This window comes from Planctobacterium marinum, from assembly GCF_036322805.1.
Classification (GTDB): domain Bacteria; phylum Pseudomonadota; class Gammaproteobacteria; order Enterobacterales; family Alteromonadaceae; genus Planctobacterium; species Planctobacterium marinum_A.
The window spans coordinates 12,767-33,753 of record NZ_AP027272.1 but is presented as its reverse complement, the minus strand read 5'-3'; the positions used below and the strand labels follow the sequence as shown (position 1 = coordinate 33,753).

Sequence of the window (20,987 nt, the reverse complement as noted above, 5' to 3'; positions counted from 1 at the left end):
TTGTCGAGCTAAAGCTCAACCTACATACAATAAAACAATCTGTGTGAACATCGAATTGAATTCAATTCGACACCTTTACGTAAGGAGGTGATCCAACCCCAGGTTCCCCTAGGGTTACCTTGTTACGACTTCACCCCAGTCATGAAACACAAAGTGGTAATCGCCCTCCCGAAGGTTACACTAACTACTTCTTTTGCATCCCACTCCCATGGTGTGACGGGCGGTGTGTACAAGGCCCGGGAACGTATTCACCGCAGTATGCTGACCTGCGATTACTAGCGATTCCGACTTCATGGAGTCGAGTTGCAGACTCAATCCGGACTACGACAGACTTTAAGGGCTCCGCTCCACATCACTGTCTCGCATCCCTCTGTATCTGCCATTGTAGCACGTGTGTAGCCCTACACGTAAGGGCCATGATGACTTGACGTCGTCCCCACCTTCCTCCGGTTTGTCACCGGCAGTCTCCTTAAAGTGCCCAACCAAATGCTGGCAACTAAGGACAAGGGTTGCGCTCGTTGCGGGACTTAACCCAACATCTCACGACACGAGCTGACGACAGCCATGCAGCACCTGTGTCAGAGTTCCCGAAGGCACCAATCCATCTCTGGAAAGTTCTCTGCATGTCAAGTGTAGGTAAGGTTCTTCGCGTTGCATCGAATTAAACCACATGCTCCACCGCTTGTGCGGGCCCCCGTCAATTCATTTGAGTTTTAACCTTGCGGCCGTACTCCCCAGGCGGTCTACTTAGCGCGTTAGCTTCGCTACACACAGAAATGAATCCGCATACAGCTAGTAGACAGCGTTTACGGCGTGGACTACCAGGGTATCTAATCCTGTTCGCTACCCACGCTTTCGCACATGAGCGTCAGTTTTTGGCCAGGGAGCCGCCTTCGCCACTGATGTTCCTCCAGATATCTACGCATTTCACCGCTACACCTGGAATTCCACTCCCCTCTCCAAAACTCTAGCTATACAGTTCCAAATGACTCTCCCAGGTTAAGCCCGGGGCTTTCACATCTGGCTTATATAGCCGCCTGCGTGCGCTTTACGCCCAGTAATTCCGATTAACGCTCGCACCCTCCGTATTACCGCGGCTGCTGGCACGGAGTTAGCCGGTGCTTCTTCTGTTGCTAACGTCACAGCTGACAGGTATTAACTACCAACCTTTCCTCACAACTGAAAGTGCTTTACAACCCGAAGGCCTTCTTCACACACGCGGCATGGCTGCATCAGGGTTCCCCCCATTGTGCAATATTCCCCACTGCTGCCTCCCGTAGGAGTCTGGGCCGTGTCTCAGTCCCAGTGTGGCTGATCTTCCTCTCAGAACAGCTAGAGATCGTCGCCTTGGTGAGCCGTTACCTCACCAACAAGCTAATCTCGCTTAGGTTCATCCCAGGGCGAGAGCCGAAGCCCCCTTTGGTCCGTAGACGTTATGCGGTATTAGCCATCGCTTCCAATGGTTGTCCCCCACCCCGGGGCAGATCCCTAAGTATTACTCACCCGTCCGCCACTCGTCAGCGAAGTGCAAGCACTTCCTGTTACCGTTCGACTTGCATGTGTTAGGCCTGCCGCCAGCGTTCAATCTGAGCCATGATCAAACTCTTCAATTAAAATCGAAAATATAAATTTTTTGGGTCGACATCAAAATCAATCGATGCCCACACAGATTGTCTTATTGCTGACTGTTAAAGAACGTTGCCGTTTTCGGCTGCTTGAGTCTCTCCTCAAGCGGGATGCGCATTCTACACTTCCCTTTGTGACTGTCAACATTTTATTTGAATTTATTTTTTCAAGTAACTTGTTGAAGTCCGCTTCACTAAAGGCCTGTAGAGTTTTTACGCAATTCAGTTTTTGTGCCTTTAGCAGCTGCTTCCGAGTGTTTCCCCCTGAAGCGAGCGCGCATTCTACAGACATCATCTTCACGGTCAACACTTTATTGCAAAATTTTGACAAAAAAGGTTTAAGCGGTGAATTATTAATCAATATAGTTCAAAAAGCCCAAATTACAGGCTGATCTTTGCTAAAGTCCTGGAATATTTAACGCTATTAAATGAGACAGTAATGCCAATTCGATCTTATAAAGGAATAACGCCCAAATTAGCTGAAGGAGTTTATGTAGATGAATCATCAATATTAGTGGGTGATATTACTATAGGTGCCCATTCCAGTATTTGGCCATTAGTTGCTGCCCGTGGAGATGTGAATCGTATGATCATCGGCAACTATACCAACATTCAGGATGGCACAATATTACATGTCACCCGCAAAAGTTCAGGAAATCCAGATGGTCATCCACTCATAATAGGTGATGATGTCACCGTTGGGCATCATTGCATGTTACACGGTTGCAAGCTGGGAAATCGTATTCTAGTAGGAATGGGCGCTATTATTATGGACGGTGCCGTAATAGAAGATGATGTGTTTATTGGCGCCGGCGCATTAGTGCCACCCAACAAAACATTAAATTCCGGTTATCTATATGTAGGGCAACCCTGCAAACAAGCTCGCCCGCTTAATGATGGGGAGCGAGCCTTTTTGAAACAGTCTGCAGAGAATTATGTTTTATTAAAAGATGAGTATCTGGAAGAAATGGCGAAACAATAAATCACGGATGTCAGCTCTTGCGTAATACATCTACTACACTATTAATGTCAGGTTGTTGACCGTGCCATATACGGTAGCTTTCAGCAGCCTGTCCCACCAGCATGCCTAGCCCATCTTTTAATAACGCTTCATTATTTTGTTTTTCAGCAAACTCTAAAAAGCTGGTTTTACTTTGTTGATAAAACATGTCGTAAACTAATTCTGCGTCTCCAAACACTTCTGGCGCAATATCTGGAACACTGCCATTGACGCTAGAAGAAGTAGAGTTAACAACAATATTTGCTTTAGTCGCTGCCAATTCCAAATTGCTAACAGCAACCACATTGCCATAAGCGCATAACTCATTAGCTAAACTTGCTACCTTTTCACGGGTTCGATTCCAAATACTTATCTTTTCTACACCCGCTTGAAGCAGAGGATAAATGCAGCCCCGCGCTGCTCCTCCCGCGCCTAACAGCAATACATGCTTTGCGGCTAAGTCAACAGACAACTGAAGATCGCCTACCAATCCTTGGCCATCGGTATTGTCAGCCACTATTTTATCTCTAAATAAACTGAGGGTATTAGCAGCCCCGGCAATTCGCGCCCTTTGTGACACCTCATCAGCCAGCTGAAATGCAAGCTCTTTAAAAGGCAAAGTTACGTTGCAACCAATAAATCCCTCCTGCTGAAGCGCTCCAACGTCTTTTGCAAAGTCTGACTCAGTAGAAAGTTGCCGCTCATAGGACAGTTGCTCGCCAAATTGTTGTGCAAACATTCTATGTATTTCCGGCGATCGGCTGTGTGCTATAGGATTTCCAAACACCACAAACTTTTTCAAGCGCGCAACTCCTGCTCTGTGATATTCAACCATTCCTGCGGTTTTAAATAATAGTCGTATAGTTCTGCTTCTTTTGAACCTGGCTTGGGAGAATAGGCATATTCCCATCTCGCCAGTGGTGGCATCGACATTAATATGGACTCAGTGCGCCCGCCACTTTGGATTCCGAACAAGGTTCCTCTGTCGAACAGCAAATTAAACTCAGTGTAACGCCCACGACGATATAACTGGAATTGCCTTTCCTGTTCATCAAAACGAGTGACTTTGCGTTTTTCTACAATAGGAATATAGGCAGACAAGTATCCTTCACCCACCTTACGCATAAACTGAAAACTCTTATCAAAACCCCATTGATTCAAATCATCAAAAAACAGGCCGCCTACACCTCGGGTTTCTTCTCTATGTTTCAAGTAAAAATATTTATCACACCAGCTTTTATATTCCTGATAAACCTCTTCACCAAAAGGTTCACATATATCTTTAGCCGTTTGATGCCAATGCTGAACATCATCAAAAAATGGATAGAATGGGGTTAGGTCAAAACCGCCACCAAACCACCAGACTGGCTCTTCTCCTGGTTTTTCCGCGATAAAGAATCGCACATTGGCATGAGAGGTTGGAATAAAAGGATTGTGGGGATGAATGACCAATGAAACGCCCAGCGCCTGAAAACTTCGACCGGCCAGTTCAGGTCGAGCAGCTGTTGCTGAGGCTGGCAGCTCTCCACCAAAAACATGGGAGAAGTTTACCCCGCCCTGCTCGATAACATCACCACCAGTGAGTACTCGCGTGCGGCCGCCACCACCTTGTTCGCGCTGCCAATTATCTTCTTTAAATGTGCCTTTTCCATCACTTAACTCTAATGTCTGGCAAATATCATCTTGTAGCTTTAATAAGAATGCTTTTACTTCTTCAATTTGTTGTGTCGACACAGTTAACCCCGAATGATTTGTCCGGTAATGGCATCTCGAATGGTGCTTGGATTAGCATTGCCATCCGTTTCGCCATCAATATATACCACCGAATCGCCAAAAACTTGTCTCGCTTCGTCTACAGTACGGCAAGCTTCCTGCCCTGCCAGGTTAGCGCTGGTTGACACCAAGGCACTATTTAACTTCTGACAAAGTGCTTTTACGCCCTTATGAGCCGTCACTCTTACTGCTATTGAATTGTGCTCACCCGTAATCCACGAAGGAGCATTTTTAGATTTAGGTAAAAGCCAGGTATTGGCTCCCGGCCAACTGGAAAAGATCTCGGTGCGTTTGTCCATCGGTATGGCACTGTCATCCACATACTTAACCAGCTGAGAATAATTATCCGCAATCAGAATAACACCTTTGTGCAGTGGGCGCTGTTTCAATGAACACACTTGTTTAACGGCTTCTTCATTATCTGGATCGCATCCAATGCCGATAACGCCTTCTGTGGGATAAACAAATATCTTGCCCGCGTTAAACGCGTCTGAAATCGGATCAACTGTGCCATTTGTGGAATTTTGTTGTGCCATAGCTTGCCTGTTACCTTAAAACCTTAGGGCTAATGTATAGCTTAAAAACATAAAAGCAACGCGTTGCGCCACAGAATTAAACTTCAACTTTGGTTTGACAGTCTTTTTGCGGGCATTGAAGTTGTGTTTCTGACTTTTTAACCAGAACTGGCCACTGGCACGCAGGGCAGGGTTTAGCGACAGGCTGCTCGTTAAGAATATACTTGCACCCTGGATATTGATTACATGAATAAAAGGGTTTGCCGGATTTATTGGCGCGTTTAACCAATTCACCCACTTTACACTTTGGGCATGACACGACTGTTTCGGTTTCAGTTTTTGGCTCGTCATGCTGAATAAAGTGACACTCAGGGAAATTTGTGCAGCCGATGAACATACCGAACCGTCCCTTTTTAACCGCAAGTAATGAATGACATTGCGGGCAGTCAGAGTTTTCCATCACCTTTAAGGTTTCAACGCCGTGAGTTTTACCCAAAGGTTGAGCGTAGTCGCACTCGGGATAAGCAGAACACCCCAAAAACTTGCCACTCTTCCCGTTGCGGATGCGCAATTCAGACTGGCACTGTGGACAATCGCCATAGGCGTGCCTGATTGACTCTTTACTGTGGTCAAATAAGGAGTGATCAATATGATTCATAGTTCGCTATCGAGAACATTGTGTATGTTAAGGTCGCTTAGTGTAACGGACCTTCAGGCTCTTCGAACAGCAAATCTTCCATTTGAGCATAAGCGTTTTCTTTGCCAGGCACATTAAACAGCACCATTAATACTACCCATTTGAGATCTTCAAGGCAGAAGTCATTGGCATCGATTTCCATGACTCTGTCTATCACCATCTCACGTGTGCAAGCATCTAACACATTAATTTGCTCAAGGAACATTAAAAAGCCGCGACATTCAACATCAAGACGCACCTCTTCTTCAGCCGTAAACACACGGGCAACCGCGTGACTGTTAGCAGAAGACAAATAGGGGTTGATGTCGCTGTCTTGCAGTGCAGCTAATTTTTCCAACCAAGCTAAGGCTTTGTAGATTTCATCGTGATGAAAACCCGCTCGGATAAGCTCTTCGGTGAGTTCATCTTGGTCGACGCGAAATTCAGATTCGCTATGAACAAGATTTTCGAAAAGATACATGAGGATATCGAACATTTTTATTATTCCCCCAATCTAATGTAACCACCCGGAACAGTGGCTACCAAACCACGTAGCTCATATTCTAATAATTCTGATATCACCGCCGTCACTGGCAGACCACTACGTTGCGCTACAACATCTATTGATGTTGCTTCAAACCCAACACTAGCTAACAATCTGTCGGTTGCCAAGGGTAATTTGCACTTTTTTTCTGGCTTTTTGTTTCAGTTAATTGCACTATTTGCTGCAGGTTCAGGAATTCTTCATTGATGTCAGAGACTTGCTCTACAAGCTTAGCTCCCTGCTTGATCAGATAGTGGCAACCGCGACTGTTTAAATTATAAACACTCCCCGGAACGGCGAAGACTTCTCGGTTTTGTTCAATGGCATATCGAGCCGTTATCAAAGAGCCACTTTTAATCGCCGCCTCCACCACCAGCACGCCGTTAGACAAACCACTAATGATTCTATTGCGCCTTGGAAAATGATCTTTTTTCGGTGCACTTCCCAGTGCAAACTCGGTAATCAAACATCCACCGCTGGCCACAATTTCCTGAGCAAGCTGCCTGTTTCTTTGGGGGTAAACTGAATCCGCGCCAGTGGCCATCACAGCTATGGTTTTACCACTATTATCCAATGCACCACGATGCGCTTCAGTATCCATCCCCATCGCCAGACCACTGGTCACTACCCAACCGCTTTGCACTAGTTCAGAAGACAGAGTGCGGCCGATTTTAGCGCCACCCGGGGATTGTTTTCTCGCCCCCACAATAGCGATTTGAGGCAGATGCAGGATTTGATGCTCCCCAACACAAAAAAGAACCAAAGGTGGAGATGATATTTCGCGCAAGCGGGCCGGGTAATCAGGATGATTAAAGGTGAGTACCCTATGTAATTGTGAGTCAGCACGCCAACTTTTTACCCTCTCGATATAGGCTGTATTGGATTTTAACGCTGATGCTATTGAGGGCTCAGGGAAATTCAGTTGCTTCAACGCTGTGGAACTGACATCGGGAAGGTTTTCCAGACGACCATCGCACAACCGGGATAGTTGTTTCACTTTCTGAAACCCCAATCCATGTGTGTTATGTAGTAATAGCCAATAATCTATTGATTGTTCTGGCGCATATTTAAAGAGGTTGCGCTCCTCTGTGTGGGAATATTCGTCCATTATCTCCCTGCTCCCGAACTCCTTGTTCGGCTGTGTTGTTTAGATTTCCTTTCTAGGGCTTCGCCACTATCGCTCCTTTTCGAATCACACTAGTGGATGAGGTGATTAAGCCATAACTGACTTTAGCAAACGTTTTGAATATCACCATTTCTCCCACCTTAACAGCAGGCTGCTGTATCCGTCCGGATTCGCTGTGGAAAGTGAGTAACGACACTTCATCTTCGTCGTAACTCAAAGGATCAGCATCGATAATGTCTGGCCCTTGTAAATAAACTCCCATAACGGTGCCCGCTTGCACCTCTTCGTAACCCAAATCCACCACGACGGTATCATATTTTCCCAATAAAGAACGATCTTGTAAACTGGTAATTATATTTCCCTTTTGAGATACTGCTGGGCTCATTTCAACCTGCAAGTTTTGAGCGCGCTGCTCAAGCGGAATTAGTCGGTCACCTTGTTTAATTTCCTGGTCTGCGCCCTTAATGCGCACTAACATCTCTGTATCCAGCTGTGTTTCTATTGGTTCAGCTGTCGCAACATGCTTGACCAAAAAGCCCAAGCTTTCTCCCTCCGGAGAGAGTAACTCGCTGTGCGCCCTCACCACTTGAAATGTTTCCGGTTTAAATCCTCCTTGTTTGCCAAGCACAATGTCGGTGTGAGCAAAACGTACTGCACCTTCACGATCACCCAGCAAATAAGGTTGTGCATCATAAATCGCTTTTTCCATCACCAGATCATTGCGAATATGGGTTTCAATGATTGACCAGGAAAGAGTGGGAATTGGGTCTGGTTTTTTCAGCTGTCGAATGGCCTTGGGAGATAAGCTTAATTGTCTTTTTTCGTTTCTCACCATGGTAAGTGCAGGCTGACCTTGCTCATTGCGCACTAACATTAATGTATCACCGGGATAAATCAGATGTGGGTTAACAATCTGTGTATTTTTTTGCCATAAGAGCGGCCAGTTCCAGGGCTTGTCCAGGTACATGCCAGCAATTTGCCACAGCGTATCGCCTTTTTTTACAACGTAGACTTCCGGAGCCGAGGCTTTAATTTCTACAGATAGCGCACTAAAACTTATCAGAAACAACAAAACCAAACTAAAAATACGGAATTTCAAACCCATCTCCATCAGCGATTAGTTGCTCAAGCTACTGTTATTAGCCTGACGTTATCAGTTAGAATAGCGGGTTAAAAGCAATTGATCGTAATTTTTAATCAAATAAATGTATGTAAGCCGATACCCTGTAACGGTTTTACAGAGAAGAGTTATGGCAGTATTAGACGTTTTAAGATTTCCCGATGAAAGACTCAGAACAGTAGCTGAACCAGTGACTGACATTGATGCTTCCATCAAGACCCTGGTCAAAGATATGTTCGAAACCATGCGTGAGGAGCGAGGCATTGGTCTGGCTGCAACCCAGGTTAACGTGCACAAACGCGTTATTGTTATGGATGTGTCAGACGAACAAAATGAACCACGGGTATTCATCAATCCAGAGATCATTGAACAACAAGGAAAAATGATCAATGAGGAAGGCTGTCTCTCAGTACCTAACAACTATGCCAAGGTAGAACGAGCAGAAGAAATCACAGTCAAGGCACTGGATGAAAACGGCGACGAATTTACCCTCAGTGCCGAAGGGCTATTGGCTGTGTGCATTCAGCATGAAATGGACCACTTAAAAGGTAAGTTATTCGTTGACTATTTGTCGCCATTGAAACGCCAACGCATTAAAGCCAAGCTGGAAAAAGAAGCCCGTTTAGCGGCAAAAGGATAACCATCGCTGTGTCACAGAGCACCATTAAGAGAAAGCTAAAGATAGTATTTGCGGGTACACCAGATTTTGCCGCCAAACACTTGCAAGCACTACTCGAATCAGAGCATCAGGTGGTTGCTGTTTATACGCAACCCGACAGACCCGCCGGTCGAGGCAAAAAATTACAAGCAAGCCCGGTAAAACAGCTCGCCTTGGAAAACAACTTGTCGGTTTATCAGCCTGCTACATTAAAAGCTGAAGATGCACAGACGGAACTACGAGAAATCGAGTTCGATATCATGGTAGTGGTAGCTTATGGATTGATCTTACCCAAAGCAGTACTAGATATTCCTGAACTGGGCTGTATCAATGTGCATGGTTCGCTGTTGCCTAAATGGCGAGGTGCGGCTCCGATACAGCGTGCAATCTGGGCAGGAGACGAGATTACTGGCGTCACCATTATGAATATGGACGTCGGCCTGGATACCGGTGATATGTTGTTAACATCAGAACTAGCTATCGAAGCGAGTGATACCAGCGCCAGTCTTTATGAGAAACTGGCCATATCCGGACCAACAACATTGGTGGAAGCTTTAAACAACATTGAGCAACTAATACCAGAAAAACAGGATGAACAGTTAGCTACCTATGCCCACAAACTGGAAAAGTCCGAAGGGCTAATTGACTGGAGTGAGGATGGACAACAACTGGAGAGAAATATCAGGGCTTTCAACCCATGGCCTGGCACCTGGTTTGAACTGGATGAGCAAAATATTAAGGTCTGGCAATCTCATTGTTTAAATGAAGATTCAGGTAAGGCGCCCGGTACTGTATTAGCCGCGGATAAAAACGGTATTCAGGTGCAAACCGGTAACGGCGTATTAAATTTGCTGCAGTTGCAAATCCCCGGAAAAAAAGCCCAACCAGTAGCAGACATACTCAATGCCCGTCCAGAATGGTTCACGCCGGGAAAATGTTTAGGAGCCGCTCATTAGTAATGCCAAGCAGTACAATCTAAGAGCCATAGCCGCACAGGCTATCTATGGAGTATTGGAACAGCGCAAGTCGCTGCAGGAAGTGCTGCCCAAAACGCTGGAAAAAGTAAAAGAGCAAGACAAAGCCTGGCTGCACGAGATGCTCTACGGTGTTTTGCGCAATTTGCCCACCTTACAATTTTGGCTCAATGGATTATTGCAATCCCCCATCAAACCCGACAGCAGAGTTGTCGAGCATCTTTTGTATTTGGGAATTTATCAACTGCATTTTTCTCGAGTATCAGAATACGCTGCCGTTTCAGAAACAGTGAGCGCCTGCGATAACTTAAAGCAGCCTCATTTAAAAAAACTGGTAAACGCCGTTTTACGAAACTTTGTGCGACAGGAAACGGCCAAGTCAATACCCAAAGAAGAACGCATTCAACTCAATCTTCCAAAGTGGTACTACAAAAAAATCAAGCAAGCCTATCCCGAACATTATCGGGACATTGCTGGTAATCAAAGCGCTAAAGCACCAATCTGGTTGCGCATCAATCAAACCAAAACCACAGTCGATGCCTTTTTGGCAGCCTGTTCGCAAGCTGGTATAGAATGTAGCCAAGACGAGCAGTTGCCAGAAACGATTAAATTAGTGAACAACGTCAACATCCAAGCCCTTCCCGGCTTCAACGAAGGATGGTTTAGCGTTCAGGACAAAGCAGCACAGCACGCTGCTGACTATCTTGCCGCGCAGCCCAATGATGCAATTCTGGATGCCTGTGCCGCCCCCGGCGGAAAGTATTGCCATATTCTCGAAGCGCAGCCGCAACTGCAAACATGCATAGCCCTGGAGTTGGATGCCGTGCGGGCTAAAAATATTACAGAAAATACCGAACGCTTAGGATTGAGCAACACCGACATCAGAGTTGCCGACGCCAACGACATTACAAGCTGGAATCCAACTGGCCAATTGTTCGATAAAATATTGTTAGACGCCCCCTGCTCTGCCACTGGTATTATCCGCAGACACCCGGACATTATGTGGTTGCGCAAAGGCCCGGATATTGAACAATTGTCTGGTTTACAGGCACAAATACTGGATTCGATGTGGAGCTGTTTAAAACCAGGCGGAGTTTTGCTCTACGCCACTTGCTCCATATTACCCGAGGAAAATAGCCAACAAATCGCTGCATTCCTCAGCAGAACCACAGACGCCTCTGCTATACCATTGCATGAAAGTTTTAACGCAACAGAAAGACAAATATTGCCCGGTGAGTCTGGTATGGATGGTTTTTATTACGCTAAACTGCAAAAAGCAGTCGCTGAGTGAACAAAAACAACAATAATTGAGGGTCGTTACGCTCCAACATGAAAATCATAATATTGGGCGCCGGTCAGGTTGGTGCCACCCTGGCAGAAAATCTGGTGGGCGAAAAAAACGACATTACCGTTATCGATTATGACGCCGAGAAAATTCGCGCACTGCAAGACAGGCTGGACTTACAAGTCGTGCACGGCATTGGCTCCCACCCCGACGTGTTGCAAAAAGCTGGGGCAGAAGATGCCGACATGTTAGTCGCTGTAACCAATAGCGATGAGAGCAACATGATGGCTTGTCAGGTTGCTTACAGTTTGTTTAAAACTCCTACCAAAATTGCGCGGGTTCGTTCAGAGCAATATATCCATTACCAAAAACAACTTTTCAAACATCAAGATGTCCCTGTGGATCACTTGATTGCCCCTGAACAACTCGTCACTCAGTCTATAAAACGTCTTATCGATTATCCAGGCACCCTACAGGTTGTAGAGTTTGCTGAAGGACGGGCCAGTCTCGTGGCGGTAAAAGCCTATTATGGGGGCTTATTAGTGGGCCATGCTTTATCCGCATTGAAAGAACACATGCCCAACGTTGAGACCCGAGTAGCGGCGATTTATCGCCGTGGCAAACCCATTCGTCCGCTTGGCACAACAGTTATTGAAGCGGATGACGAAGTCTTTTTCATCGCGGCCACTAAGCATATTAGAGCCGTTATGAGTGAGTTGCAGAAACTAGAGGGCAGCTACAAACGTATAATGATCGCCGGTGGTGGATTGATCGGTGCGGGATTGGCCAGACAACTGGAACACGATCACCATGTAAAACTGATTGAGTACAGTTACGACCGAGCCAAATACCTGTCTACAACTCTGGATAAAACTATCGTATTTGTGGGCGACGCTTCAGATCAGGAGTTACTGCAAGAAGAGCAGGTAGAACAAATTGATGCCTTTATCGCCGTTACCAATGACGATGAAGCTAATATTATGTCTGCCATGTTAGCCAAACGGCTTGGTGCCAAAAAAGCCATGGTGCTTATTCAGCGTGGTGCTTATGTGGATCTGGTGCAAGGTGGTGAGATAGATATCGCCTTCTCCCCACAACAAGCAACGATCTCCGCATTACTGACCCATATTCGTCGAGGTGATATCGTTAATGTTTACTCACTTCGCCGCGGTGCCGCTGAAGCAATTGAAGCCATTGCGCATGGGGATGAAAACACTTCCAAAGTAGTGGGCAGAATGATCTCCGAAATCCGATTACCCCCGGGTACGACGATAGGTGCCATAGTGCGTAAAGAAGAGGTAATCATTGCTCATAGTGATACGGTTATCGCAGCTGACGACCACGTGATTATGTTTTTAGTGGATAAGAAGTTCATATCTGATGTGGAAAAACTGTTCCAGCCAAGCGCGTTTTTCTTTTAACTGCGCCAGAAGGTGGGAGAAAACAGTACAAGCAGGGAAAATACTTCAAGTCGGCCAAACAGCATAGCCAGTATTAGAAACCACTTTCCTGCATCGCTGACTGTCGAATAACTTGCTGCCACTTCACCCAAACCGGGACCAAGATTGTTAAGCATGGCTGCCGTGGCAGAAAACGCAGTCAGGTTGTCCAGGCCGGTGGCGATCAGACAAATCATGATGATTACGAAGACCAAGGCATAAGCGGAGAAGAAGCCCCAAACCGCATCCACTACCCGACTTGGTAATGCTCTGTCACCTAATTTTACGGAGTAAATTGCTTTGGGATGAATCAAACGATCCACCTCCCGTTTACCTTGCAGATAAAGCAGTAATACCCGTATCACCTTAAGGCCCCCGCCAGTAGAACCTGCGCAACCACCGATAAAGCTGGCAAAAATTAAAATTATTGGCAAGAAAACAGGCCACTGTGAGAAGTCAGTCGTAGCAAAGCCAGCAGTCGTACTGATAGAAACGGCTTGCAGTAGCGCCTGATCAAACGCTTGCTCAGCGTTATCGTATAACTCGTAGTACACCAGTACCAAAAAGGTAATCAATACCAAGGTAAACTGGATGGAGAAAAAGGCTTTGAGTTCAGGATCTGAAAAATAGGTTTTTAATGATCGTCCGGTGGCCGCTGCATAATGTAGCGCAAAATTGAGTGCCGCTATCCATAAAAAGACCACACATACCAGATTTATCAGCGTTGAGTCAAAATGCCCTAAACTGGCGTCATAAGTGGAAAAGCCGCCAATCGCAATAGTGGAAAACGCGTGACAGATCGCGTCAAACCAGCTCATTCCAGCCAACCAATAAGCAACGGTGCATGCTATGGTTAAAGACAGATAAATATACCATAGGTGTTTTGCCGTATCGGCAATTCTCGGTGTCATCTTGGAGTCTTTCACCGGGCCCGGCGTTTCCGCCCGATAAAGCTGCATTCCCCCTACACCGAGAATGGGTAAAATAGCGACAGCCAAAACGATAATCCCCATACCGCCCAACCACTGTAACTGTTGTCTATAAAACTGTACCGCTTTGGGCAGGAACTCGATGCCTTGGATAACGGTGGCACCCGTAGTGGTTAAACCAGAAAAGGATTCAAAAAAAGCATCTGTTACTGACATCTGAGGCTGTTCCATCAAAATCAATGGCAACGCCCCGAAACTGGCTAGTACGGCCCAAAACAAAGCAACGATTAAAAAGCCCTCTTTAGCACGTAGATCGTCTCGCGCATCCTTGTTGGGGTACCAAATAGCTACGCCTGTGATTAAACACAAAAAGAAAGCCAGTAAAAACGGTAGGCCTCCGCCATCCTGAAAAATCAAAGATACCAGAGCAGGTGGCACCATGGTGACACTGAACATTGCTACCAGTAAACCCAAGATCCTGACGATGGAGCGATATTGCATGTGTATGAGAAATAAAAGAAATTAGCTAGCCAAAGAATAGCGCACTTTAAAAGTAATGGGCCAGATACTCAAGGATAAATAGATGCACTGAATAATAAATGTCGGAAACAAGAATCGTTGCTGATTACTTACAGATGTAAGTTAACGCTTTAACAACTTGATCAACGTCGTTAACTACGGTTATGGCAGCTGCGTCAATTTCTTTTAGTGCGTGATTGAGGGATTCGTCGTGCCAGGAAATTAACTGCTTACCGTGCGCAACGGCATAACCAGCATCGAAGGCGGAGTTCCATTGTCTGTATTGCTCACCAAAGCGCACTACCACGATATCAGATTTCTCTAATAGCACTTTATTGCGTGCTTGATTCAATCGGGCACTTTTGAAATCATTCCAGAAGGCCTTCTGTTCTGCACCTGTGATGTGCTGGCCAATATCATCGCTAAGTTGATGATCAGTTATTGGGCTGCAAAAAGCCGCATTTACTCCCAAGGTTTCACTTAACCCCGTAATTTCTGCACGCCATTGTGTGTGGATTTCTCCAGCCAGATACACTTGCCAAACCATCGACATGACACTTTAACCTTCTGTCCCGAATATAAATATGGACTTAATATGTTAAAAACACAAATTTTGGTTCATTTTTTAGACAATAGCGCGAGCTACATCTCAAAAAAATACAACTTTAGATGTATGTGTATTCCTCAGAATTCATTCTATACTTACGTCAAATAACTCATTTCAAAGATTTATTCTGGTTTGGCTAAAATAAAAACGCGCAAAAGCTATCTACAATACTGCATATCTCTGTTGCTGGTTTTGCCCTCTTCAGCGGTCACTTTAGCGCAAACCACCATAAGCCTCGACTCTGCTGACGATTTTGAAGATGAAGACATTGAGCAGGTGCGGGTTATAGGTACTCGTAATTTTGGTCGTAGTAGTGCCCAGTTGCCCGTCGCTGTAGATACTATAGATGCTCAAAGATTGCGTAGCACCGGTCACTTTGAAGTGGGCAGAATGCTGCAAAATACTGCGCCCTCTTTCAACTTTTCCAGTTCAGCTATCAGTGATGGCACAGATGCAATAAGACCCGCCACCCTGCGAGGATTAGGTCCTGACCAGACCTTGGTTTTGATCAATAATAAACGGCGGCACACCGCTGCACTGGTACATATTAACACCTCTGTGGGTAGAGGCACTTCAGGGACGGATCTGAATGCGATACCGGCTGGAGCCATTAAGCGCATTGAAATATTGCGCGACGGTGCCGCGGCGCAATACGGCTCTGACGCCATAGCAGGTGTGATTAATATTATCCTCAAAGACGATGTCGATTATTCTTCCGTGTACGGTAGTTATGGTCTGCATCAAGAAGGCGATGGCAATTCAGCTCTTTTATCAGCTAACCACTCAATTGAATCAGAATTCGGCACTATAAATGCGACACTTGAATATAGAGACAGGGGTTCTACCAATCGCGCTGGACAATCTGGAGTATGCCAGTACTTACTATCTTGCTCAGATACTGATGGTGATGGCGTATTAGAAACCAGTGACCCGAGAGAAATCGCATTTCCCAGAACCAACTTTCAAATAGGTGACGCCGAGGTAAAACAGTTGTCAGGTGCCTTAAATGGCTATCGCGAAACCTTTGATGGTGAGTATTATGGGTTTGTTACTTTTTCCTTGCGAGAAACCCAATCCAAAGGCTTCTTCAGAAGAGCCAATGAACTGGAGAAAAATCCTCTTATTGATGGCACGCAAAGTTTTTACTCTGATGGCTTTTTACCTGAAATAGATTCTCAACTTTTGGATTATTCAATTAATGCCGGTTATTCCACATTGTTGGAAAGTAATATCAATATGGATATCTCTTTCACATTTGGTCGTAATCAAATGCAATTTGATGTGAATAATTCCGTCAATGCTTCTTTTGTGCAAGAACAAGTAAATAGTGGCCTGAGCGCTCAACAAATCAAAGCAAATACCCCGACCCAAGCTTATGCCGGGGAATTAACCACCTCTTTGGGAACAGTAAACCTGGACTTTGTGAGTGAGCGCATCAGAAAAAACTACGCGTGGGGATTAGAGCTTCGGTTAGATCAATATGAAATTAACCAAGGAGATGAATATGCCTGGTTTGATTACGATGGTATTGAAGGTGTTGGTGCGGCAGGCATTCAGGTATTTCCGGGATTTACACCAGATAATGAGGTAAGTGAAACGCGCTTTGTTTATTCAGCTTATTTGGATGCAGAATGGGATGTGACCACTAAAAGTCTTGTAAGTGGTGCGCTTCGTTATGATCACTATCAAGGTTTTGGCGGCACTCTCAACGCAAAACTGGCAGGTCGCCTTGATTTCTCCCCTGCACTTGCCATTCGAGGCTCCATTAACACAGGCTTTCGCGCGCCTTCAATGCAACAACTTTATTTCAATAATATTAGTACTCAATTCAACAATGGTAGCGCAGCACAAGTAGGTACTTTTCGCAACGATAGCGATTTAGCTCACCAAATTGGCATCCGGGAGTTGCAAGAAGAACAATCTGTCAGTTTCAATGCCGGCTTGCTTTATAGCAATCACAACATCACTGCAACACTGGATTTTTACCTCATCAATATTGATGACAGAATCGTTATCAGCGAACAATTAACTCGAGGATTAGGTAGTCTTCAGCTTGACCAGGCCTTGCTGCAAAACAGCGTGCAAAGTGCACAGTTTTTTATCAATGCCGCAGAAACGGAAACCAAAGGACTTGATTTAGTGGTTTCCTGGTTCCCAGAATTAGCAGATAGCGACCTCGAACTCACTGCTGCTTTAAACATTACTGATACCGAGGTAACAAACATCAATGCCAGTGGCAGTTTGTCGGAGCTCAACGACCTGGATTTGTTTGGCGAGCAAGCCAGATCCATCATCGAAGATTGGCAACCTGAATCCCACGCCATTTTGTCTGCTAACTATACCTACGAAGATTGGCAACTAGATTTCAATCTGAACCGCTATGGAAAGTATCGCGTAATCGACGGGCAACAAAGCCAGCAATTTTCCAGCAAATGGCTGGCAGACGTTCGCGCGGGTTATCCTCTCACCGAAGCCACCCTGATTCATTTCGGGGTCAATAATCTTACAAACACCTATCCAGATACCAATTTAATTGGCCAAAGCCGAGAAGGTCGAATAGAAACCAATACAGGTGATGTGGTGGTAGACTCTGCTGGCGTATTTACCTATTCCAGAAGGGCCGCTCCTTTCGGCTTTAATGGTCGGTTTTATTACGCCGGAATCGAAAGCCGTTTTTAGTACAACTGAGCTTCTGAAAACACAAAAAACAAAGATATTCATTGGTTTAAAATGATGATGACAACTGTCAAATCAATCATTAGTTCATTTCGCTGTTTCCTAATAAAAAAACTCTATAAAGAAATCGTTAATTAATACTATTAAAAATCTTCGAACGTGGTAAAGTCTCCCCCCTTGGCGAAAAACGAATATAAAAACCACTGTTGTTTGAAAGTTCTTCCCAAAGGTTATCCACAAAAAAAACTAAAATAAGAATAAATACTCATAGTCACTTCTTATTATAAGTTATTGAAATTAAAAAAGATTTTCATTACTCATGCCGTTTAATTACGGTTTCTCGTGTTTCTAAAAAAATTATGTTCACAAAGTTATCCACAGGATTTAAGGCATGGCAACAGATTAAAACCTGCATTTCATGAGTAATTCGTTATCATGAGGCGATAACTTTAAAACTGACAAACCTGCTTCGGATATTTGTAAATGACCGCAAAGAATAACGCACCTTTTATCTTAGTGGATGGTTCATCCTACCTTTTCAGAGCCTTTCACGGGCTTCCGCCACTAACCAACTCTAAAGGCATGGCGACCGGCGCTATATACGGCGTAATAAACATGCTAAAGAGCTTAATAAAGCAATATAATCCAGAGTTGATGGCGGTTATTTTTGACGCAAAGGGCAAAACCTTCCGCGACGACATTTACCCAGAATACAAGGCCAATCGCCCACCCATGCCCGATGAGTTGAGGGAGCAAATAAAACCCTTGCATGAAATTGTAGCAGCAATGGGATTGCCGCTATTGGTTATTGAAGGTGTCGAGGCCGACGATGTCATAGGAACACTAGCTAAGCAAGCTTCAGAAGCCGGTATGCAGACCTTGATCAGCACAGGCGACAAGGATATGGCCCAGTTGGTAAATGACAAAGTCGAACTGATTAACACCATGACAAACACCCTAATGGATGTGCCAACTGTCAAAGAAAAGTTTGGTGTCGGTCCGGAGCTGATCATCGATTATCTGGCATTAAAAGGGGACAAAGTTGATAACATACCGGGCGTACCAGGCGTTGGTGATAAAAGTGCTACCAGCCTGTTAAACGGTATAGGTGGCGTAGATGAAATCTATGCAAGGCTTGACGAAATTGCGTCATTGGAGTTTAGAGGGGCGAAGAACTTTGCTAACAAAATCCGTGATTTTGAACAGCAGGCTAAACTCTCTTATGAGCTTGCCACCATTAAACTAGACGTTCCTTTGGATACCTCTCCTGCGGATTTGAAAATAAAGCCAGCAGATAATAATAGTCTCATTGAATTTTTTAGTGATCTTGAATTTAAACGTTGGCACCAGGAATTGTTAAACGCGGCAGATGCTTTTTCACCAGCTAACATTGAAACAGCACAAGCAGAAAATACGGTTGAGAGCACCAGCAGCGCTGCGTCTGTCGAATACGAAACAATTTTAACTGAACAGCAACTTCAAAACTGGCTAGATAAGTTGTCATCGGCTGCCTGTTTTGCAGTAGATACTGAAACCACAAACTTAAATTACATGCAAGCAGAGCTGGTAGGTATCTCTTTCGCTACAGAGGAGCACAAAGCAGCTTATTTGCCATTGAGACACGATTACCCCGGCGCTCCAGAGCAACTACCTTTTGAAGACACCCTGGCGAAGCTAAAACCTATCCTCGAAAATGAGGATATTAGAAAAGTCGGCCAACACCTCAAATACGATCAAAATGTATTGAGTCATTACAATATAAAAATTAACGGGGTATGTAATGACACCATGCTGGCCTCCTATGTTCTCAACAGCGTTGCTGGTAAACACGATATGGATAGCCTGGCACAGCGATATTTACAAACATCCACCGTATCTTTTGAAGACATTGCTGGTAAAGGTGTTAAGCAACTCACCTTTAACCAAATTGATTTAGACAAAGCCGCCCATTATGCAGCGGAAGATGCAGATATTACGCTGCGTTTGCACAACGAACTAAACAAGCAACTAAGTAATAGCCCCTCGCTTATCAAGGTTTTGCAGGAAATTGAAATTCCCTTAGCGTCTGCATTGGCACGCGTTGAACAAAATGGGGTTTATATCGACGTACAAAAAATGCAGGAACTGTCCAATAGTTTTGCTATCCGCTCAGCTGAGATTGAGCAACAAGTTCATGCTGAAGCTGGCGAGATATTTAATTTAAGCTCTACTAAACAATTGCAAGAAATTCTGTTTAACAAGCTTTCTCTACCCGTTCTGAAGAAAACGCCAAAAGGTGCGCCTTCCACTTCAGAAGAAGTACTTCAGGAGTTGGCTTTGGACTATCCTATTCCACGCCTGATTATGGAGTATCGTGGTCTCACTAAGTTGCGCAACACCTATACCGATAAACTGCCTAAAATGGTAGACAGCAAAACCGGGCGAGTGCACACCAGTTACCACCAAGCCGTTGCTGTAACCGGAAGACTGTCTTCAACAGAGCCAAATTTACAAAATATTCCAATCCGTAACGAAGCAGGTAGAAGCATAAGAAAAGCGTTTGTTGCACCTGCAGGCTATAAAATAATGGCCGCGGATTATTCCCAGATTGAACTGCGCATTATGGCGCATCTATCCGGAGATGAAGGCCTGATTAATGCCTTTAAAAAGGGACTGGATATTCACAAATCCACTGCTGCTGAGGTTTTTGATGTGCCGTTAGAAGAAGTCACGGCAGATCAGCGAAGAAGTGCTAAAGCCATTAACTTTGGACTGATTTATGGCATGTCTGCTTTTGGTCTATCGCGGCAGTTAAACATCCCCAGAAATGAAGCACAGAAATACATGGACTTGTACTTTGAGCGCTACCCAGGTGTACTGCGTTATATGGAGGAAACAAGGGCTTCCGCCGCGGAAAAGGGCTACGTAGAGACAGTATACGGGCGTAGGCTTTATTTGCCTGAGATAAACGCCAGAAATGGTGCCAGAAGAAAAGCGGCAGAACGCGCTGCCATCAATGCGCCTATGCAAGGCACTGCCGCTGATATTATTAAGATGGCTATGCTGCGGGTTGACAACTGGCTTAGTCATCAAAACAGTGATGACATTAAAATGATCATGCAAGTACATGATGAACTTGTTTTTGAAATAAAAGAACAGAAACTTGAAGAGTACTCAAGTGAGATAAAGAAACTCATGGAAGCAGAGAATAGCTTAGAAATACCGTTGATTGTAGAGTGTGGTGAGGGTGATAACTGGGAAGAGGCTCATTAACACGATAGAATTAATGTAATTAAATTACATTATTGTTATTGACTTTCAAAGAAGCCAATACTATAGTCTCTTTCGTAGGGTACAGAGGTAAGATGTTCTATCTTTCAAACCTTTGCTTTAACCCCGGTAGTTTTACCGGGGTTTTTTTATGTCTATACCATCTCAACAATCCCCTTTTCACAACTTCTTGTAATGCGACTCTCAAAAAACTATTTGTTATAAATTAGGCAATACCCCTATACCTGACCGTTTTCTGTAGTTGCTGGAAT

At 44.8% G+C, this 20,987-nt stretch carries 17 protein-coding genes and 1 rRNA gene; 7 read left to right on the top strand and 11 right to left on the bottom strand.

Annotation, left to right across the window (positions count from 1 at the left end; genetic code table 11):
* Positions 1-80 precede the first annotated feature (80 nt).
* A 16S ribosomal RNA gene (locus AABA75_RS00145) occupies positions 81-1,613 on the bottom strand.
* 451 nt (positions 1,614-2,064) lie between these two features.
* Here AABA75_RS00145 and AABA75_RS00140 point away from each other — a divergent pair.
* Positions 2,065-2,607, top strand: a complete 543-nt coding sequence (locus AABA75_RS00140) for a gamma carbonic anhydrase family protein (protein ID WP_338290276.1) — start codon at positions 2,065-2,067, stop codon at positions 2,605-2,607.
* Positions 2,608-2,617: 10 nt separating this feature from the next.
* Here the strand turns inward: AABA75_RS00140 and aroE are convergent, their stop codons facing one another.
* The 8 genes from aroE to AABA75_RS00100 all read right to left on the bottom strand — a co-directional run bounded on the left by aroE (position 2,618) and on the right by AABA75_RS00100 (position 8,358).
* On the bottom strand, positions 2,618-3,427 hold the full coding sequence (aroE, locus tag AABA75_RS00135; protein ID WP_338290274.1) for a shikimate dehydrogenase: 810 nt from the start codon (positions 3,425-3,427) through the stop codon (positions 2,618-2,620).
* The gene (gene hemF / locus AABA75_RS00130; RefSeq protein WP_338290273.1) at positions 3,424-4,359 is read right to left on the bottom strand and encodes an oxygen-dependent coproporphyrinogen oxidase; all 936 of its coding nucleotides are present in this window, start codon (positions 4,357-4,359) and stop codon (positions 3,424-3,426) included. Before hemF ends, aroE begins: the two co-directional genes overlap by 4 nt.
* 2 nt (positions 4,360-4,361) lie before the next feature.
* The gene (locus AABA75_RS00125) at positions 4,362-4,934 is read right to left on the bottom strand and encodes a Sua5/YciO/YrdC/YwlC family protein (protein ID WP_338290272.1); all 573 of its coding nucleotides are present in this window, start codon (positions 4,932-4,934) and stop codon (positions 4,362-4,364) included.
* 76 nt (positions 4,935-5,010) lie between these two features.
* Positions 5,011-5,571, bottom strand: a complete 561-nt coding sequence (locus AABA75_RS00120) for a DNA topoisomerase family protein (protein WP_338290270.1) — start codon at positions 5,569-5,571, stop codon at positions 5,011-5,013.
* A gap of 37 nt (positions 5,572-5,608) precedes the next feature.
* Positions 5,609-6,085 (bottom strand): DUF494 family protein, encoded by a 477-nt coding sequence (locus AABA75_RS00115; protein WP_338290269.1) that lies wholly within the window; start codon positions 6,083-6,085, stop codon positions 5,609-5,611.
* 5 nt (positions 6,086-6,090) lie between these two features.
* Positions 6,091-6,261, bottom strand: a complete 171-nt coding sequence (locus AABA75_RS00110) for a hypothetical protein (RefSeq protein WP_338290268.1) — start codon at positions 6,259-6,261, stop codon at positions 6,091-6,093.
* Positions 6,240-7,241 carry a DNA-processing protein DprA gene (dprA, locus tag AABA75_RS00105; RefSeq protein WP_338290267.1) on the bottom strand — a complete coding sequence of 334 codons (1,002 nt, stop codon included), beginning with the start codon at positions 7,239-7,241 and terminating at the stop codon, positions 6,240-6,242. The genes AABA75_RS00110 and dprA overlap by 22 nt, the downstream gene beginning before the upstream one ends.
* Positions 7,242-7,293: 52 nt before the next feature.
* Positions 7,294-8,358, bottom strand: coding sequence for a LysM peptidoglycan-binding domain-containing protein (locus AABA75_RS00100; protein ID WP_338290266.1), 1,065 nt, complete (start codon positions 8,356-8,358; stop codon positions 7,294-7,296).
* Positions 8,359-8,509: 151 nt separating this feature from the next.
* Here AABA75_RS00100 and def point away from each other — a divergent pair, with 151 nt between their 5' ends.
* The 4 genes from def to trkA are packed head-to-tail and all read left to right on the top strand — an operon-like array spanning position 8,510 to position 12,717.
* Positions 8,510-9,019, top strand: a complete 510-nt coding sequence (gene def / locus AABA75_RS00095) for a peptide deformylase (protein ID WP_338290265.1) — start codon at positions 8,510-8,512, stop codon at positions 9,017-9,019.
* Between the two features lie 23 nt (positions 9,020-9,042).
* Complete coding sequence (gene fmt, locus AABA75_RS00090) at positions 9,043-9,993, top strand: methionyl-tRNA formyltransferase (protein ID WP_338294772.1); 951 nt, start codon at positions 9,043-9,045, stop codon at positions 9,991-9,993.
* On the top strand, positions 9,989-11,302 hold the full coding sequence (gene rsmB, locus AABA75_RS00085) for a 16S rRNA (cytosine(967)-C(5))-methyltransferase RsmB (RefSeq protein WP_338294771.1): 1,314 nt from the start codon (positions 9,989-9,991) through the stop codon (positions 11,300-11,302). Before fmt ends, rsmB begins: the two co-directional genes overlap by 5 nt.
* A gap of 38 nt (positions 11,303-11,340) precedes the next feature.
* Positions 11,341-12,717: a Trk system potassium transporter TrkA gene (gene trkA / locus AABA75_RS00080; RefSeq protein WP_338290264.1), complete on the top strand. Its 1,377-nt coding sequence runs from the start codon at positions 11,341-11,343 to the stop codon at positions 12,715-12,717.
* Here the strand turns inward: trkA and AABA75_RS00075 are convergent.
* Both AABA75_RS00075 and AABA75_RS00070 read right to left on the bottom strand, forming a co-directional pair.
* Complete coding sequence (locus tag AABA75_RS00075) at positions 12,714-14,165, bottom strand: TrkH family potassium uptake protein (RefSeq protein WP_338290263.1); 1,452 nt, start codon at positions 14,163-14,165, stop codon at positions 12,714-12,716. The two genes, trkA and AABA75_RS00075, sit on opposite strands and share 4 nt — an antisense overlap.
* A gap of 124 nt (positions 14,166-14,289) precedes the next feature.
* A complete protein-coding gene (locus tag AABA75_RS00070) occupies positions 14,290-14,736 on the bottom strand; it encodes a YtoQ family protein (RefSeq protein WP_338290262.1) in 447 nt (148 codons plus the stop codon).
* A 186-nt stretch (positions 14,737-14,922) separates the two neighbouring features.
* On the opposite strand from AABA75_RS00070, the gene AABA75_RS00065 reads away from it, so the two are divergent.
* Both AABA75_RS00065 and polA read left to right on the top strand, forming a co-directional pair.
* A complete protein-coding gene (locus AABA75_RS00065) occupies positions 14,923-17,469 on the top strand; it encodes a TonB-dependent receptor plug domain-containing protein (protein ID WP_338290260.1) in 2,547 nt (848 codons plus the stop codon).
* Between the two features lie 480 nt (positions 17,470-17,949).
* Complete coding sequence (polA, locus tag AABA75_RS00060) at positions 17,950-20,718, top strand: DNA polymerase I (protein WP_338290259.1); 2,769 nt, start codon at positions 17,950-17,952, stop codon at positions 20,716-20,718.
* Positions 20,719-20,987: the final 269 nt, after the last annotated feature.

What these genes read in the sequence shown, in the direction of transcription:
- AABA75_RS00140 (WP_338290276.1), top strand. Translation starts at nt 2,065, where the DNA reads ATGCCAATTCGATCTTATAAAGGAATAACGCCCAAATTAGCTGAAGGA.
- AABA75_RS00125 (WP_338290272.1), bottom strand. Translation starts at nt 4,934, where the DNA reads ATGGCACAACAAAATTCCACAAATGGCACAGTTGATCCGATTTCAGAC.
- AABA75_RS00120 (WP_338290270.1), bottom strand. Translation starts at nt 5,571, where the DNA reads ATGAATCATATTGATCACTCCTTATTTGACCACAGTAAAGAGTCAATC.
- AABA75_RS00115 (WP_338290269.1), bottom strand. Translation starts at nt 6,085, where the DNA reads ATGTTCGATATCCTCATGTATCTTTTCGAAAATCTTGTTCATAGCGAA.
- dprA (WP_338290267.1), bottom strand. Translation starts at nt 7,241, where the DNA reads ATGGACGAATATTCCCACACAGAGGAGCGCAACCTCTTTAAATATGCG.
- def (WP_338290265.1), top strand. Translation starts at nt 8,510, where the DNA reads ATGGCAGTATTAGACGTTTTAAGATTTCCCGATGAAAGACTCAGAACA.
- trkA (WP_338290264.1), top strand. Translation starts at nt 11,341, where the DNA reads ATGAAAATCATAATATTGGGCGCCGGTCAGGTTGGTGCCACCCTGGCA.
- AABA75_RS00075 (WP_338290263.1), bottom strand. Translation starts at nt 14,165, where the DNA reads ATGCAATATCGCTCCATCGTCAGGATCTTGGGTTTACTGGTAGCAATG.
- AABA75_RS00070 (WP_338290262.1), bottom strand. Translation starts at nt 14,736, where the DNA reads ATGTCGATGGTTTGGCAAGTGTATCTGGCTGGAGAAATCCACACACAA.
- polA (WP_338290259.1), top strand. Translation starts at nt 17,950, where the DNA reads ATGACCGCAAAGAATAACGCACCTTTTATCTTAGTGGATGGTTCATCC.